The sequence below is a fragment of the Clostridium sp. TJA032 genome, assembly GCF_058310275.1.
In genome coordinates this window covers 100,112-116,827 of sequence record NZ_JBZEFB010000001.1, presented here as the reverse complement: position 1 = coordinate 116,827, position 16,716 = coordinate 100,112, and the positions used below count along the sequence as shown (strand labels likewise).

Here is a 16,716-nt window from a genome sequence, read left to right as displayed (position 1 = left end):
ATCTCTCCACCTTTCTTAAATAAAGATAAAAGTTTTAAAAATCTTTGTTAAAAATTTATCTATCTTTCTTATAAAACTTCCTTCTTTTTTAATCATAGCATAGGTTATTATACCTAGCATAATAAAACTATGTTATGCTTAATAACAGTTTGTTATACATCTTGCTTTAACTAAAGCTTTTAAATTAAAATTTAATTATATAATATTACTTATTTTCTAATGTTAATTATTTTAACAAATAAACTTTTAAAATATATAAAAATACATTCTTTTTATATAAAATTATGAAATAATACATAGACTATATTAAATATAAATAAAAAAAATTAGGAGGTGATTTTATGAATTTAACCTATCTTAGGTCCTTCTATACAACAGTTAAATGTAATAGTATTTCTAAAGCTTCAAAAAAACTACATCTAACTCAACCAGGAGTTAGTATGCAAATTCAAAAGCTAGAAAATGATATAAATTTTAAACTTTTAAATAGAAGTAATACAGGAGTAAGTTTAACAAGTGCTGGTGAAATACTCTTTGAATTTGCTGAATCTATGCTTTCTATAGAGGATAACTTACAAAAAAAATTAGACGAACTAAAAAATATTAATTCTAAACTAATTATTTCTTGTTGCAAAAGTCTAGGTGAACATGTAATGCCCTGTAGCATATATACCTTTAAGGAAATTCATTATAAAACTGATATATCTATGGAAATAGATAATACATCAAATATATTAAAAAAATTAACTAATCATGAAACTAACATAGGAATAATACAAGGAAAACCTAAAGAACATAAAAACCTAGAGCTTATCCCACTTATGAGCGATAACTTAGTCTTAGTTGGTGGAAAAAATACCTTATTTAAATCTATAGATATAAAAACTCTTTCAACTCTTCCTTTAATAACTAGAGAAGAAGGTTCCTGGAATAAACTATTAATTGAAGAAAGCTTAAAAGAAAATAAACTTGATATAAATAAACTAAACTTTGTTTTATCTCTTAATTCTCCTCAATCAATAAAATCTTCAGTATCCTTTGGACAAGGATATTCCTTTTTACCTGAAATATCCTTAACTCATGAGCTAAGAAGTGGAGAATTAAAAAAAATAAATATAAAAGATTTAAATCTCTCTTTTAAATACTATATAGCTCTTAGAAAAAATTATAAATTAGATTATTATGAAGAAAAATTTGTAGATTTTTTAACTTCAAAAAAAAGATGTTTTTGTTATTAAAAACAAACTAAAAGGCAAGGTAAAATACCTTGCCTTTTTTATAATTAAAATAATAAACCTATCTGATATTTAATCATCACTACATACGCAAAAAGAATTTTGAATTTCTATATACTCTTCAGGAGTTAAGGAAAGAATATATTTATCATAATGGTCCTCACTACAAAAATATCCTATTTTATTTTCTATATAATCTTCCTTTTTTTCCTTTTCTAAGTCCTTTCCACAATATAAACATTTCTTCATATTAATCACCCTTTTTTTAAACTTTATAATCTTTATTTTAATTATAAGCTTTTTAGATAATAAATAAAAATCCTTAAAATAAATGTATTTATTTAATTAACTATAGAAATTTAAATAATATATTTTATTTCACTTCTTGGAAAATATTTCAATATTATTTCCTTGAAAAACTCTTTGATTTCTTTTATATCTTCTTTTTTATAAACATACTTTCCATATCCAAATTGTCCGTATTTAAATGTCCTTTCCTCGTCTACCATAGGTAATTTATTATTAGGAAATACCTCCATTATTATTTCTTTTGCCCTTTTTGTATATCTATGAGAAATAACTTCAAAGGTTAATTTATGATTTAAATCATCTTTAATTTCTCTTTTTAAAACTTTTAGTAAAGATTCATAGTCCTCTTTCCATCCTTCGTATAAAAATACAGGAGCAATTATAAACCCTATAGGATAATTAGCCCTTGCCATTTTAACACTTGCTTTTATTCTTTCTAAAAAAGATGGAGTTCCTATTTCATAATTTTTTATTACAAAGTCAGTATTTATGGTAAATCTAACTTCTGTTTTTCCATTATGATTTAAATTTAACAAAGAATCAATGTCTGTATATTTAGTTACAAATCTAAACTTTGCATAATCATTTTTTGCAAAAAACTCTATAGCTTTTTTTAAAGAATTTGTATAAGGCTCAACTGGTATTGGGTCTGAGGTAGCAGAACCTTCAAAAATAGTTATATTAGGCTTTGCCTCTTCAATATAATTATTAGCTTGGTTTAATATATCCTCTACATTTACATTAATCTTAACATAAGGCTTATCCCCTAAATTAGTATTTAAATAACAATATTGACATTTACCAATACATCCACTTAAAAGAGGAAGTTGCCAATTAGCTGATGGTTTACAAGACTGAAACTTTCCTCCCCTCTTAACTCCAACAACTATAGTCTTTTTTCCTTCTTTATAAAATTCTTCAAAATCCTTGTAAGGTATATTTTCTTTTATTCTATTATTCTTAAGCTCAATAATTTCTACTTCTTTAAAGTCCTTAAAAAAATTATAAATATTTTTTCCAATCTCATAATTTAAGGAATTCTTTTCAAATAAAATTCTTTTTGGTTTAAACATAAAATTATCTCCATTCATAAAATTTATAAAAAAAATAATAGTAGTAATTACTACTATTATTCTTAATTTTCTAATTTTAAATGTATTTAAGATAATTTTATTAATAATAATCTTAATTAAATTCCTATAACTTTTTTTATTTCATGAATAACTCCATCTTCATCATTATTTTTATGAGTTATAAATCTTGAAACCTTCTTTAAATCATCATGGGCATTTTCCATAGCATAACTATAATATGCACTTTCCATCATTTCTAAATCATTTAGATAATCACCAAAGACCATAGTTTCCTTGTAATCTATATTTAAAAGTTCTTGTATCTCTCTTATAGCTACACCCTTATTAACTCCCCCCTTAGTTATATCTAACCATATATCTCCTGAAATAGTTACTTGAAGATTTTCTCTATATTTATCAAAATATTTATTGCTATTTTTTTCTGAACCATTAAAATCACACATTGTAACTTTTAAAACAGTATCATGAACCTTTTCTAAGTCATCTACTATTTCACATCTTTCATAGTATTTTCTAACTTCCTCTAAAAATCTTTCATCATTACTCTCAACATAAGCTGAATTCTTACCACATAAAACTACATTTGAGTTTTCTATAGTTCTTCCTATTCTTATAAGCTCATTAGCTAGTTCTCTATCTAAACCATTAGTTACAAGCTCTTTACCTTTATAAACAACAAATGTTCCATTTTCTGCAATAAATAGCATGTCTTCTTTTATCTTGTCAAATTCCTTAGCTAAAGTATAGTATTGTCTACCACTAGCTGCTGCAAAAAGTATGTTTCTTTTCTTTAGTTCATAAAATATATCATAGAACTCTGAACTTAATTCCTTATTATTATTTAGTAAAGTTCCGTCCATGTCTGTTGCTATAAATTTTATCATATATATAATGTCCTCCTAAGTAAACTGTAAAGTTTTCTTCTCTTTAAATTTTATATACTTTATTTAAATATACTAATTCTTCTGCAATTTTTAAGTTTAATTTATTAAATTTTATTTTTTATTCTCCATTTATTATTATATTACCTTATTTTTTTAAAGCAATAGAAAAACCTTCCTTAAAGCTAAGTATTAACCTTAAGGAAGGCTTTTAATTATTAATTATTAAACATGGATTTTTCCACTATCCTCTATTTTTTCTTCATCTATTTTTATACCTTTTTTATTTAATCTCTTATTAGTTGCACTTCCAAATACGCAGTATATAACAGCTGCAGTAGGAACTCCTACTAACATTCCTACAAATCCAAAAGCACTTCCTCCAATCATAATTGCAAGCATTACCCATAAAGAAGATAATCCTACTGAACTTCCAACAACTCTTGGATAGATTAAATCTCCTTCTACTCTTTGTAGACAGAATATAAATACAATAAACCAAAAAGCTTTAATAGGGTTTATTATAAATATTAAGAAGAAAGAAGGTATTGTTCCTATAAATGCTCCTAATATTGGAATTAAGCTTGTTGTACCAACAAGAACACTTATTAAGAAAGCATATGGCATCTTTAATAATAACATACCAAAGAAACATAAAGTACCTATTATTACAGCTTCTGTACATTGACCTACTATAAATCCTGAGAAAACTCTATTAGTAGTTTGTCCAACACTTAAAATTTTATCTGCTATATCTTTTCTAAGATAAGCATATATTACTTTTTTTAGTTGACATACTAATTTTTCTTTGCTTGATAACATATATACAGCTAGTACAATTGCTAAGAAGAAATCAATAACAGCTGTAGTAAAATCTACTGTTAAACCTACAAGATAGGAAGCAAGTCCACCAAATAAATGAGTAATAGTTTTTAATATTTCTTGCCATGCATTAGTAACTTGATCCCAAACCTTGCTTAAAAGTATTGTTGAATCAGCATAATTATTCATATTTGATTCAAAAGCTTTTAAATATGTAGGTATGCTTTCTGTAAGTTTAACTATACTAGAAGTAAGTTCAGGAACAACAAATAATATAATAGTCGTTATAGCTCCAACTAAAACTATTATAGTTAATGTTATTGATAATGGTCTTTTCATGCTTCTAACCCATGATTTTTTACTATTATCTAATCTTTTAAAAAGCTTTCTTTCGAAAAACTTCATAGGTATATTCAAAACAAAAGCTATTGCTATACCTAAAATTAAAGGTCTAATAAGGCTTGTAATATACCCTAGCCCTCCAAAAATTGTAGAATACTTCATAAATATAAAACATAAAATAATAGCATAAGTAATAAGTATTAAAGCACCTTTAAACTTTTTATCATTCAAAAACATATTTTCACTTCCTTTATTCTATTAATTTTTATATTTAAAAAAATAAATAATTTACTTTATCTTAAATATAACATATTGTTAATTTTTTGTTAATAACATCTCTCCAAGTTTATTTATTTTTTTAATTATTTTCCTGTTTTCTTCAAATATGTTTTTACAAATAAACGGGGAAAATAAGCAGCCATTTTGATGTAAATAGATAAACTCCTCCCATATCTACTACTCTTTAACATTGAATTTTTTAAGTATTTTTTAATATCCCTTCTATTTAAAACCTTTAAAACCTCTTCCTCTTTTCCACTTTTTAAATAACCTAAAACTTGATACATTATATGCTCACTTATAAATTCTTTTTCTATAAAATCTTTTAACTCAGAACTTAAATTATTTTTTATAATAAAATCTGACACATCCTCCATAGATTTAACAACTGTTATGTTTTTTTCTAGATTAGGATTATTCGTTAAAGATTCTTTTCTTTGGCAATAAAATGTCAAGCTATCCTTTATACCCATAACCTTATTAGAACTTAGTAAAGCTTTAAAAATAAAATTTAAATCTTCAGCACCATAAGCATTTTCTAAGAATCTAATATTATTTTTTTCTAAAAATTCTTTCTTATATATTAGACTACCAGTCCAAAGTTTTATTTTGTTATTTTTATAAGCCCTAAAAACCTCCTCTCCTGATTTTAATTTTCCAAATTCAAAGTTTTGATTTATGCTATTTTTTATAGTATTATCTTCTCTCATTCTTTTAAAATCAAAGAAAATAATATCTGGTTTATTAAAAATATTTTTTTCTAAAACTTCAACTAAATTATTCTCTGCAAAATCATCAGAATCTAAAAATAGTAAATACTCACCCTTTGAATAATCCATTCCTATATTTCTTGCAGTACTTTGTCCTCTGTTTTTTTCACATCTAATTACTTTATGGTCTAATTTTTTTTCTTCTAAAAAGTTTTTGCTTAACTCACAAGTATTATCTGTAGAACCATCATCTATAACTATAACTTCAAAATTCCTTGAACTTTGCTTTGAAAGAGATAAAAGATTCCTTTTTATATATTTTTCAGAATTATATGCAGGAACTATTATACTTAAAAACTTTTTATTACTTAATGTCATATATCTTCAACTCCACTATAGTTTTTAATCCTTTCCTCATAACTTTAGATTAAAAAATCTCTTATTTTATTATATGCATAATCTAAAGCTACCTCTGTATTTCCATTATTTTTTCCTCCACCTTGAGCTAAAAATTGACTTCCTCCACCTTTTCCATCAATTAAAGTTATGGCATCTTTTAATATTTCATTCATGCTAAGATTTTTTACATTCTTTGAAGAATTAAATATTAAATTAACTCTCTTATCATTTTTAACTGCAAATAAAACTATAGCCTTATAATTCTCACTAATTTTATTAGCTAATTTTTCTATATGCTTTACCTCTTCATTAGAAAAAACCTCTTTTAATAAGTATGTATCTTTTATATTTTCACCTTTATTTAATAAATCTTTTATTTTGTAATCTATTAATTCACTCTTAGCTTTTTTATTTTCTTCTAAAAGATTTTTATTTCTTTCTGATAAATTTTTAACAGCATTTAAGGTGTCTCCCTCACCAGATTTTAAAATTTTACTAATCTCACTTAATATATTATCCTTAAAGAAAAAATCATCTACAGCTCTTTTTCCTGCTACATATTCTATTCTTGTAGAATTCTTATGTTTTTCCCATCTTCTTATTTTTATTAATTGTAAATCTCTAGTGTTCTTAGGATGTACTCCGCAACAAGCATTTAAATCTAAGCCTATAATTTCTACAATTCTTATTTCCTCATTTGTTTTAGGAAGTTCTCTTCTAGTTTTTATCTTTTTTAATTCTTTTCTACTAGGAGCATAACTTTTTACTTCTAAATTTTCAAAAATTAATCTATTTGCTTCTCTTTCTACTTCTCTTATAGTTTTCTCATCTAAAAAACCTATAATATCAACAGTACTTATATCCTTACCTAAATGAAAACCACAGGTATTTGCTCCAAATAAATCGTAAAAACATCCAGAAAGCAAATGCTGTCCTAAGTGTTGTTGCATACCGTCAAATCTTCTTTCCCAATCTAATTTACAATTTAAATTTTTTAACTTCTTAGGTTTTTCTTCAAGAACATGATATATTTCTCCCTCTTCTTCATATACATCAATAACTTTAAGGCCCTCAATAAACCCTAAATCCTTCATCTGCCCTCCTCCACCTGGGAAAAACGCAGTATCTTCTAAAGAAACATGAAATTTACCATCTTTCTCTTTAATATCAGTTATTTCAGTATTAAATTCTTTTATATACTGATTTTCATAATAAAGTTTTGTCATTTAAATATACACCTCAACTGTCTAATACTAGCTTAATTTTAATTCTAAGTTACATTATAACATTAATTTGCTAAATTAAAACTTATATGTAAATACTAAATTAAAAGTTATAAAGTTATATATTTTTTAAATTAAAAAAATATATAAAAATTAATTATTATTATTTTAAAAAATAAAACTTACAAATATATAATTGGATTTAAGAACCTAATTATACTTTGTAAGTTTTATAAATTTAATCTATAATACATATACATGTATTACAATTATACCTATTTACCTATATAGAACTATAAAAAAATATTCCCTATTAATAATTTTGGTCATATTGTAATCTATATCTAAACTTTTCTAATTTATAGTTTCCATACTTATCTAATTCTTTTAGGTTATATTTGTGATCAAAACCTAATTTTTTATAAAAATCACAAACTTTATCTGAAGCTTTAAGCTCTATTCTTCTTGACCTTATATAATACTCATCATTTTCTAAAACTCCCATTATCTTTTTACCTATTCCTCTCCCTTGAAACTTTGGTAAAACACAGATAGGATAAATCATACTTTCATCTTCTTTTTCTAAAAAGCTATCAATCGCACCAAAAGCAACTATTTTATTATTTACTAAAGCTATATAAATATGAATTTTATCAGCTTTATCTAAAATACTTTCTTCGTGATCTTTAGAAAACATTGCCTTAAAGTATTCCTTTGAAAATTCTTCTGATATCATACATAAAAAAGTATCTTTTATAAGTTTTAGAATTTCTCCCCCTTCTCTTTCCTCAACTCTTCTTACTTTTAATTCCTCCATTAAACAACTCACCTGACTTCCTAAATTTAATTAATTACCCAAATATATTAAATTGAGTTTTTTAATTTATTTTTTAAAATATGCTTTATTTATATTTAATTTTTCTCTTAAAAGACCTATAAATTAAAAAAACTCACATATAATATCTAATTTAATGTAAATTTGTTATTTTTATATAAATTCATTCTGCCCTCACTTATGATAGAATTTATTATACACTTTTTCTTTTCATTGTAAATATTGTTAAAGTAATAGTTTAATTTTACAAACCCATTATTCCTGTCAAATTAATTAACACATCTGCACAATTATAATAATTTATTTATTTAAAGGTAAAACAATAAAAATCTTTATAATATTTAAGCATGAAAATTTGAAAAATATCATCAAAATTTGTTCAATATTTATTTATAATTTATTAATATTTTTAACACTTTGTTAATTTACAATGGTTATAAACTAATTTAGTTACTAAAATTCTATTAATGGGGGGATTTATTATGAAGGTTATAATTTTTTACACAAAAACAGGTGGTGGACACTTATCAGCTTGTAAAGCCTTAGAAGAATCTTTTAATAAACTTAATATCTCTACAATTACTTTAGATTCCTTAGAATTTGCAGGACATTCTATATCAAAGGAGGTATCCTCTGCCTATAATTACATAGTAAAAGCAGTTCCTAAACTTTTTGGTGCTATTTATAAAGCTGGTGAAAGGGTTAGTGATTCTAATAAAAAATCTATAATTTATAAATTAAATTCCTTTTATTCAGAAAACATACTTTCTGTAATTGAAGAAGAAAAACCAGATATTATAGTATCTACTCATATTTTTGCAACTCAAAGCCTTACTTATTTAAAAGATAATAACAAATTAAAGACCTTAACAGCCTCTATTGTTACAGATTATACTTGTGCTCCTTTTTGGGAAGAAACAAATTTAGATTATTACTTTTTACCTCATAAAGATTTAATTAAAGAATTTATAAATAGAGGATTAGACTCTTCAAAATTAATATCCTATGGAATGCCTATAGGTAATTCTTTTAAAGAAAAAATTCCTAAAACTTTAGCTAAATCAAAATTAGGTCTTGAAAAAGAAAAACCTCATATTTTAATTATGGGAGGAAGCATGGGTGCAGGTTCTCTTAAAGACACAACCTTATACCTAAGTGATAACTTAAAAAATTGCAATATAACTGTTGTTTGTGGAAATAATAAAGAACTATTTAAAGAAATGCTTAGTTTAACTAAAAATTTATGTAATTTAACAGTCCTTAATTTCACTTATGAAATGAATCTACTTATGGAATCTGCAGATATTTTAATAAGTAAACCTGGTGGCTTAACTTCTACTGAAGCAATTAATAAACATTTACCAATTATAATGATAAATCCCATTCCTGGAGTTGAAAGTGCAAATTGTAGCTTTTTTATTAAACATAATTTAGGAGTTAAATCAAAATCAATATATGAAACTCTAAAACTTTGCAAAAAACTTTTAGAAGATAAGGAATATTATAATAAAATTACATATTCTCAAAGTTTAAATTCAAAGCTAAATGCATCTGATGATATATGTAAATTTTTAATAAAAAAGTGTGCAGAAAATAATAAAATAAAACCTTAACAATCTCTTTGACTGTAGTTGAAATTTATTGTAAACTTATAAATAAAATCTAAGAATATAGGTGGTTCTAGTGGCATTTATCATTATAGGAATATATATTTTAATAAATATAATTTTGCTCCAAAAAACAAGAAAAGCAAAGAAAGGGAAAAAAACTGTAAATATAAAAATAATGAGTTTAATCTCTATATTTATGTTTATGCTTTCAATCTTAATACTTTTATTTGGTATTATGTCTTATTTACATAATAAAAATATATTAAACCTTTCTATATCTATTATATATTGTTTACTTTTAATATTTTTATCCTATAAACTATCCTGTTTTTATATTACAGAGGATAGCATTATATATGGATACGCAGTTTATAAATTTAAAGATATACAAAAAATAGAAATACAAGGAATTAAAAATAAGTTTACTGTAAATATCTACACAGGAGGAACTAGTACTTTATACTTTAAACTAAACTATTTAAAGAAAAAAGAACTTTTAAAAGCTCTACATGGTAAAGTTTTATGTATAAATCTTTAATAAAAAAGCTATCTAACCTTTATTAAAATAAATGAGGTTAAATAGCTTTTTATTATTTAAAAAAACAAATTAAATTCTTAAGTATATTATAGATAGTAAAAATTTTAATTTTCCTATATATAAAAGTATGTATATTAAATTTTATGTCTTTCAACAAAAGCTTTTATTCTTTTTATAGCTTCCATTATATCTTCCATAGAAGCAGCATAACAAGCTCTTATAAATCCCTCTCCACAGTCTCCAAAGGCATTACCTGGAACTATCAAAACTTTTTCTTCAATAAGAAGTTTTTCACAAAACTCATCTGAACTCATTTTAGTTGACTTTATACAAGGAAAAACATATAAAGCACCTAAAGGCTCAAAACATTCTAACCCAATACTTCTAAAACCCTCAACTAAAACTCTTCTTCTCCTATTATATTCTCTTGCCATTTCAAAAACACTTTCATCACCATTTTTAAGGGCCTCAATAGCCGCATATTGTGCAGTTGTAGGAGAGCACATTATTGCATATTGATGTATTTTTTTCATAGCATCTATTAAAATCTTATTACCACAAACATATCCTAATCTCCATCCTGTCATAGCATAAGCTTTAGAAAATCCATTTATTACTATAGTTTTTTCTCTTACTTCTTCAAAAGTAGCTATTGAAACATGGTCCTTATCATAAGATAACTCTGCATATATTTCATCTGAAATTATTATTATATCCTTATCTTTTAAAACATCTACAATTTCTTTAAGTTCTTCTCTAGTCATTATTGCTCCAGTTGGATTATTAGGAAAAGGAATTATTACTACCTTTGTCTTATCTGTTATTGCTTCTTCTAAAAGTTCTTTAGTTAACTTAAAATCATCCTCTGCTCTTAAATTTATTGTTTTAGCTGTTGCTCCTGTAAATGTTGTACATCCCTTATATGCTACAAAACTTGGCTCTGGTATTATAACTTCATCAGAAGGACCAACTAAAGCTCTAAGTGCTAAGTCTATCCCTTCACTTCCTCCTACTGTAACAAGTATTTCTTCCTTAGGATTATATTTTAAAGAAAATCTTCTATTTAAATATTTTGATATTTCCTCTCTTAGCTCTATAAAACCAGCATTTGATGAATAGTGAGTATGTCCTTGCTCTAAAGAATAAATTCCAGCCTCTCTAACATTCCAAGGAGTTACAAAATCAGGCTCTCCAACTCCTAAAGATATTACATCATCCATTTCATTTATTAAATCAAAATATTTTCTAATACCAGAAGGTGGCATATTTTTAACATTGTCTAATATCATATTCTCTAGCATCATATAAATAACATCTCCCTATCATCTGTTTTTTTCTCTTTAAATATTGTACCGTGATCCTTGTACTTTTTAAGAACAAAGTGAGTTGCTGTTCCTGTTACATATTCTTGAATAGAAAGTTTATCTGAAACAAACATTGCAACCTCTTTCATTGTTTTTCCTTCTACAATTACAGTTAAATCAAATCCTCCAGAGGACATTAAATAACAGGCCTTAACTTGAGGAAACTTATATATTCTTTCTGCAACCTTATCAAAACCAACACCTCGTTGAGGAGTTATTTGAACTTCTATTAAAGCTGTAACTGTTTCTTTTCCTGTGTTTTCCCAATTTATAAGAGTGGTATAGCCAGCTATTATATTTCTTTCTTCATAATCCCTTATAGCTTCTCTAACTTCTTCAACACTTTTTCCTGTCATAACTGCAATTTCATTATCTGTGTATCTACTGTTTTTTTCTAATACTTCTAAAATTTCATCCATGCCACATTGGCCCCCTTTTATTACTTATTTTAAAAATTTATTTTGATATAAAAAAATTCCTTCATCCCTAAAAAGGGACGAAGGAACTACTTCGCGGTACCACCCTAATAAGTAAATTAAATTTACTCACCTCAGTTAGAAATCTCAATTATTAAATATAATAAAATTCAATTTCTATCCTCTTTAACGGGAGGAACTCGTCTTAATCTAATTAAAAGTTATGTATATGTTAAAATTAATTATTATAATCAAAATAAATTGCTTATTACTTAACCTTTAGTTCTCAACAAGAAACTCTGAGACTGCTTCCTTTAAACTTTCCTACTAAATCACACCAAACCTTTAGCTCTCTGAAAAGTCCATTTAAAGTACTTCTTCTCTTCATAGTTTTATTTCTTTATTTTTGTTTTTTATAATTATATACACAAAACTTAATAAATTCAATATTTTTTTAAGAAATTTAACATAAAACTGTTTATTTTTTTCAAAATATTCTAATAATATGTTACTTTAACAATTAAAAAATGCTTTAGCTAAGAAGAACTTATCTAAAGCTAAAGCATTTTTAATTATTAAATTTCTATACACTAAATCTATATTTATTATTTTTAAGCTGTCATTTTTTGTACTTCTTTTTTGAATAATTTTATTGAGCTTAATAATAAGAAATATCCAACTGCTAAGAATACAAGCATTGCAACCCAAGCAATCTTAAATCCTACAAGTTGTACGAATTCACCAAAGATTGTTGAACCTAAAGCAAATCCAACTGCAAAGAATAAGCTTAATACACCTAAGTTAACACTTGAATCTTTTCTACCAAATACGTCTGTAGCCATGAATGCTGGGCCTGACATATATGAGAATACACATAATCCATAACAAATTGAGAATAAGAATGCAAAACTATGTGAAGTAGATGCTAATAACATACCTATTATTGCAACACCTTGTAGGATACATCCTATTAACATAGTATTGAAACTTCCTAATTTATCAAATAAACGTCCACCACCAACATTTCCTATTAAGCAGAATAATGCAAATGTTGAACCTAAAATACCTATTAATTTTGAATCTAAGTGTAAGCTTAATCTAAAGTATGATGCATATTGAGTACTACATGCTGCTATAGCAACACCTATTAAAGCGTATCCAATACCAAATGTCCAGAAATATTTATTTTTTCTAGTTGCAGCTGCACCTAAACCTTCGAAAGTTTTTACAACTTTTGCTTGGCTTGAGTTAGCATTTTGAGTAGTATCTTCTTGAATTTCGCCAGCTTTTGGAAGTCTGATGAATAATAATACTATTACTAAACTTACTATAAGAGAGAATATTCCAAAAGTTATGTATGAAAAAGCTGAACCTTTTTGAGCTAACATGTTAGAAACGATAGGTTGTAAGAATACGTTACCTATAGAACCACCTGCAAATGCTATACCTAAAGCTGTACCTCTTCCTTTTTTAGGGAACCAATGGTTTATTACATAAGGTACACCTAAACCTGAGAATAAAACACATCCTATTTGAGTTACTGCTGATAAAGCGTAGAATAAAGGTAAACTTTTAACAAGACCAAAACCTAAAAATCCTAAACTTGATAAAACAGTACCTGCTATAAATAAAATCTTTATATTTACTTTACCAAAAAGTTTTCCTAGGAAAGGAGAACAAATTGAAGATGCTAAAGCACCAAAAGTAAATATAAGTGAGAATGCTGCTAAAGAAAAGTTAAATTCTTTTACAACATATGGTATAAATAACGGTTGTATATTTTGAGCTACTCCAAAAGGAATGGCTTGCATTAACATACATACAAAAATCATGAAATATTGCTTTTTGTTACTTCCGCTTTTTGCCATTAAATTATCACTCATAATCCTTACCTTCTTTCTTTAATCCTATGGCAAGATAAGGCTTGTCCTAACTTGCCATAAGACTTTATTTTTATTTAATTTTTATAATTGTTTTTAATTAATTTTCATAATTAACATTTAATGTTGTATTATACTTATAAATTTTCATCTCTGTTCCATTTATATCTTCTTTTTTCATATCAATAACATTTATTTGATTATTTTCATATGTATTGTATGAATAAGTTTGTTCTTCAAGGTTCATGCATGAGCTATATTGTGTTATATCCTTTTTGTTAGCTGCAGTTAATACTGAACCATTTATCATTGCAACATTGTTTAAGATATGGAAAAACTCTGTCATATCTATAGTATCTTGAGAATTTTTTATCATAGCATCTCTTAAGAAAGCTGCTCTTACAAATCTAGATGCTGGAGTAAAATCTCCTGGTAATCCTACTAAACCAGTACCAACTCCTAAAGCTTTTAAGTTTTGCTCACCTAATGTTAATTCATCAGCATGGCTATATCTTAAATTTACATATTGATTTAAGTTAGTTATATGCCAGTCAAAAGTTGGTGAATTAGTTAAAACTCCTACATGATTATCAAATACTTTTAATCCTTCTTTAGATTGTTCTATAACTATTGCTTTACCAGTTATATCTGTAACCATCCAATGTAAAGTAGAGTTAGATACTTTTTTACTAATTGTTTCATCAACTATTAAAGTATTTTTTAAAGCTTCTTTAAGCTCATCAACAGTTTCAAAGTTAGCTAAAATCCATAGTAAAAAGTCATATTGAGGAACGTTTATTTTTCCTTCTTCTTCTTCTAAAGGATAGTATGCATATTGTGGGAAGTTTAATCCTGCTGCTGCTAATCCCTTTTCATTAAATCCATCTGCAAATGTTGGATAACTATTAAAAACAGTTCCCATACCAAGTACAGCATACTTAGGTTCAACTCTTCTTCCTGTTTCAGTATTTACCCCTACATAGTTTCTAGGTAAAAATATTATAGATTGATTAAAAGAAAACTCTATATCCATATTTCTTCCAAATAAATGATTTCCGTCTTTAGTTTTTAACATTAATCCTGTACACATTTTAATCACTCCTATATTTATGTTCTTCTTTGTAAAATAATATACTACAAAGTTAATACTTTTTCATATGACCTAATTGACATTTTAATTGTTTTTTCTTGTTTTTTTTACATTTTTTTAATTCTTTTTGCCCATTAATTATATTCTCTTCCATTTAATTCAACAATAAATGATAAAATAAGTAATTTTATCATCTATTTTATCAATTTATTCACTAGATTTTACTTAAAAAAAAAAATTGTATTAAATTCATTAAAAAAATTTAATACAATTTTATACATTTTATATATTTACTGTTTTTATTACTACTTTTCTTTCTTAATTAATACTTTGGAAACATTTTCTATAATTAAATTCATAATTTTACTTTTATAATTAATTATTTAAGTTATTTGATTAACTATATTTTACTAAAAATAAATTTTAATAAATTAACCATAAAAAATTTATCCATTTTTATACATTTTAAATTTATTATCTTATTTTCCTCTTATAATTTTTAATATAGAAACTTTTTTTCCATAATGTAAAGTACCTTTTTTATATAATTTACTACTTAAAAATCCTACAATTATTATAAAAGCAATATTAATAATAGTTGTTATTATTATTTCTCCAAAGGAAACCTTAGATAAAACTACTCTCTCAAACATTATTAAAGGAGAAGCAAAAGGAACATAACTAAAGACCTTAGCTAAAGTAGATTCAATATTAAACATGCAATTCATTGAAAGTAAAAATACTAAAACAAATATTAAAGTAATAACTCCCATAGAAGAATTAACATCTTGAGAACTTGTAGCTAAAGAGGCAACAGCTGCATAAAGCATTGAAAATGTTAAGTATCCTAAAAGAAAATAAAAAACAAAAGCAAATATTATTTCAAAATTTAAATTCATCGAATATAAAAATTCCAAACTCTTTCCAGAGGTCTTAAACATTAAAAATCCCCAAGCTAATATAATAGCTATTTGTGTAAGCCCTACTGCACAAACCCCTAAAACCTTTCCAAAAAATAGTTCCATAGGTCTTGCCATGGTTATTAAGGTTTCCATTATTCTATTACTTTTTTCTTCTATAACTGAGTTAGCAACCATAGCACCAAAAGTTAATGTTATTATATAAATTCCAAAAACAAGAGCATAAACTAAAATCATTCTTCCTTGAGATGCATTTCCCATTTGCACAACTTCAAGTTTAGCTGGGCTCATTAAATTACTATATTCCTCTTTGGTTAAATTAAACTTCTCCATAGAGACCATAAGCTTATTATCATTTAAGATTTTATCAACCTCATCTTTTAAAGAAGCACTTGGAAGTTCATTTACATAAAGCTTTCCTTCAAGGTCATTATTATTAGAAATTTCAAGTAATGCTTTATAATCTGATTTTCCATCTTCAATTTCTTTTTTTACTTTATTACTTTCCTCAGCACTTTTACTTAAAACAACTTCAAATTCTCCTTCATTTAATTTTTTTAAATTATCTTCACTAAAGAAACTGTCTTTTTCATCAACGCTAACCATTATTAAATCTTTGTTTCCATCTTTGTGAAAGATTTTAGCTATCTTATCCATATTAAAAAACCCTAGAATTACTATTAAAGTTATTATTGTAGATATTATTAAAGCCTTATTTTTTATCGTTTCTTTATATGTAAAAGCAAAAATACTCCAAAACTTTCTCATA

At 25.3% G+C, this 16,716-nt stretch carries 15 protein-coding genes and 1 other annotated feature; of the genes, 3 read left to right on the top strand and 12 right to left on the bottom strand.

Annotated elements, in window-relative coordinates:
- Positions 1–341 precede the first annotated feature (341 nt).
- Positions 342–1,238 carry a LysR substrate-binding domain-containing protein gene (locus AC4FRL_RS00535; RefSeq protein ID WP_491138001.1) on the top strand — a complete coding sequence of 299 codons (897 nt, stop codon included), beginning with the start codon at positions 342–344 and terminating at the stop codon, positions 1,236–1,238.
- A 69-nt stretch (positions 1,239–1,307) separates the two neighbouring features.
- Here AC4FRL_RS00535 and AC4FRL_RS00530 read toward each other — a convergent pair whose 3' ends face one another.
- The 7 genes from AC4FRL_RS00530 to AC4FRL_RS00500 form a co-directional block, all read right to left on the bottom strand.
- Positions 1,308–1,484 carry a hypothetical protein gene (locus AC4FRL_RS00530; protein ID WP_491138000.1) on the bottom strand — a complete coding sequence of 59 codons (177 nt, stop codon included), beginning with the start codon at positions 1,482–1,484 and terminating at the stop codon, positions 1,308–1,310.
- A 110-nt stretch (positions 1,485–1,594) separates the two neighbouring features.
- The gene (gene splB, locus AC4FRL_RS00525) at positions 1,595–2,617 is read right to left on the bottom strand and encodes a spore photoproduct lyase (protein WP_491137998.1); all 1,023 of its coding nucleotides are present in this window, start codon (positions 2,615–2,617) and stop codon (positions 1,595–1,597) included.
- A 116-nt stretch (positions 2,618–2,733) separates the two neighbouring features.
- On the bottom strand, positions 2,734–3,522 hold the full coding sequence (locus AC4FRL_RS00520) for an HAD family hydrolase (protein WP_491137997.1): 789 nt from the start codon (positions 3,520–3,522) through the stop codon (positions 2,734–2,736).
- 222 nt (positions 3,523–3,744) lie between these two features.
- Positions 3,745–4,920: an AI-2E family transporter gene (locus tag AC4FRL_RS00515; RefSeq protein WP_491137995.1), complete on the bottom strand. Its 1,176-nt coding sequence runs from the start codon at positions 4,918–4,920 to the stop codon at positions 3,745–3,747.
- Between the two features lie 125 nt (positions 4,921–5,045).
- Positions 5,046–6,050, bottom strand: a complete 1,005-nt coding sequence (locus tag AC4FRL_RS00510; RefSeq protein ID WP_491137994.1) for a glycosyltransferase family 2 protein — start codon at positions 6,048–6,050, stop codon at positions 5,046–5,048.
- 44 nt (positions 6,051–6,094) lie between these two features.
- Positions 6,095–7,297 carry an alanyl-tRNA editing protein gene (locus AC4FRL_RS00505; protein ID WP_491137993.1) on the bottom strand — a complete coding sequence of 401 codons (1,203 nt, stop codon included), beginning with the start codon at positions 7,295–7,297 and terminating at the stop codon, positions 6,095–6,097.
- Between the two features lie 310 nt (positions 7,298–7,607).
- Complete coding sequence (locus tag AC4FRL_RS00500; RefSeq protein WP_491137991.1) at positions 7,608–8,111, bottom strand: GNAT family N-acetyltransferase; 504 nt, start codon at positions 8,109–8,111, stop codon at positions 7,608–7,610.
- 500 nt (positions 8,112–8,611) lie between these two features.
- On the opposite strand from AC4FRL_RS00500, the gene AC4FRL_RS00495 reads away from it, so the two are divergent.
- Both AC4FRL_RS00495 and AC4FRL_RS00490 read left to right on the top strand, forming a co-directional pair.
- On the top strand, positions 8,612–9,742 hold the full coding sequence (locus tag AC4FRL_RS00495; protein WP_491137990.1) for an MGDG synthase family glycosyltransferase: 1,131 nt from the start codon (positions 8,612–8,614) through the stop codon (positions 9,740–9,742).
- Between the two features lie 70 nt (positions 9,743–9,812).
- On the top strand, positions 9,813–10,277 hold the full coding sequence (locus AC4FRL_RS00490) for a hypothetical protein (protein WP_491137989.1): 465 nt from the start codon (positions 9,813–9,815) through the stop codon (positions 10,275–10,277).
- Positions 10,278–10,411: 134 nt separating this feature from the next.
- On the opposite strand, the gene AC4FRL_RS00485 is transcribed toward AC4FRL_RS00490, so the two are convergent.
- From AC4FRL_RS00485 to AC4FRL_RS00465, 5 genes are all read right to left on the bottom strand, one after another.
- A complete protein-coding gene (locus AC4FRL_RS00485) occupies positions 10,412–11,581 on the bottom strand; it encodes an aminotransferase class I/II-fold pyridoxal phosphate-dependent enzyme (protein WP_491137988.1) in 1,170 nt (389 codons plus the stop codon).
- On the bottom strand, positions 11,578–12,060 hold the full coding sequence (locus AC4FRL_RS00480) for an Lrp/AsnC family transcriptional regulator (RefSeq protein ID WP_491137987.1): 483 nt from the start codon (positions 12,058–12,060) through the stop codon (positions 11,578–11,580). The genes AC4FRL_RS00485 and AC4FRL_RS00480 overlap by 4 nt, the downstream gene beginning before the upstream one ends.
- Before the next feature lie 70 nt (positions 12,061–12,130).
- Positions 12,131–12,454: a binding site (T-box leader), on the bottom strand.
- Between the two features lie 214 nt (positions 12,455–12,668).
- Positions 12,669–13,940 (bottom strand): conjugated bile salt MFS transporter, encoded by a 1,272-nt coding sequence (locus tag AC4FRL_RS00475; RefSeq protein ID WP_491137985.1) that lies wholly within the window; start codon positions 13,938–13,940, stop codon positions 12,669–12,671.
- A 97-nt stretch (positions 13,941–14,037) separates the two neighbouring features.
- Positions 14,038–15,027 carry a choloylglycine hydrolase gene (gene bsh, locus AC4FRL_RS00470; RefSeq protein ID WP_491137984.1) on the bottom strand — a complete coding sequence of 330 codons (990 nt, stop codon included), beginning with the start codon at positions 15,025–15,027 and terminating at the stop codon, positions 14,038–14,040.
- A gap of 479 nt (positions 15,028–15,506) precedes the next feature.
- Positions 15,507–16,715, bottom strand: a complete 1,209-nt coding sequence (locus tag AC4FRL_RS00465; RefSeq protein WP_491137983.1) for an ABC transporter permease — start codon at positions 16,713–16,715, stop codon at positions 15,507–15,509.
- Between the last annotated feature and the right edge of the window lies 1 nt (position 16,716).

Coding starts and splice junctions, on each gene's coding strand:
- splB (WP_491137998.1), bottom strand. CDS start 2,617: ATGTTTAAACCAAAAAGAATTTTATTTGAAAAGAATTCCTTAAATTAT.
- AC4FRL_RS00500 (WP_491137991.1), bottom strand. CDS start 8,111: ATGGAGGAATTAAAAGTAAGAAGAGTTGAGGAAAGAGAAGGGGGAGAA.
- AC4FRL_RS00465 (WP_491137983.1), bottom strand. CDS start 16,715: ATGAGAAAGTTTTGGAGTATTTTTGCTTTTACATATAAAGAAACGATA.
- AC4FRL_RS00505 (WP_491137993.1), bottom strand. CDS start 7,297: ATGACAAAACTTTATTATGAAAATCAGTATATAAAAGAATTTAATACT.
- AC4FRL_RS00485 (WP_491137988.1), bottom strand. CDS start 11,581: ATGATGCTAGAGAATATGATATTAGACAATGTTAAAAATATGCCACCT.
- AC4FRL_RS00495 (WP_491137990.1), top strand. CDS start 8,612: ATGAAGGTTATAATTTTTTACACAAAAACAGGTGGTGGACACTTATCA.
- AC4FRL_RS00515 (WP_491137995.1), bottom strand. CDS start 4,920: ATGTTTTTGAATGATAAAAAGTTTAAAGGTGCTTTAATACTTATTACT.
- AC4FRL_RS00510 (WP_491137994.1), bottom strand. CDS start 6,050: ATGACATTAAGTAATAAAAAGTTTTTAAGTATAATAGTTCCTGCATAT.
- AC4FRL_RS00475 (WP_491137985.1), bottom strand. CDS start 13,940: ATGAGTGATAATTTAATGGCAAAAAGCGGAAGTAACAAAAAGCAATAT.
- AC4FRL_RS00480 (WP_491137987.1), bottom strand. CDS start 12,060: ATGGATGAAATTTTAGAAGTATTAGAAAAAAACAGTAGATACACAGAT.
- bsh (WP_491137984.1), bottom strand. CDS start 15,027: ATGTGTACAGGATTAATGTTAAAAACTAAAGACGGAAATCATTTATTT.
- AC4FRL_RS00535 (WP_491138001.1), top strand. CDS start 342: ATGAATTTAACCTATCTTAGGTCCTTCTATACAACAGTTAAATGTAAT.
- AC4FRL_RS00530 (WP_491138000.1), bottom strand. CDS start 1,484: ATGAAGAAATGTTTATATTGTGGAAAGGACTTAGAAAAGGAAAAAAAG.
- AC4FRL_RS00520 (WP_491137997.1), bottom strand. CDS start 3,522: ATGATAAAATTTATAGCAACAGACATGGACGGAACTTTACTAAATAAT.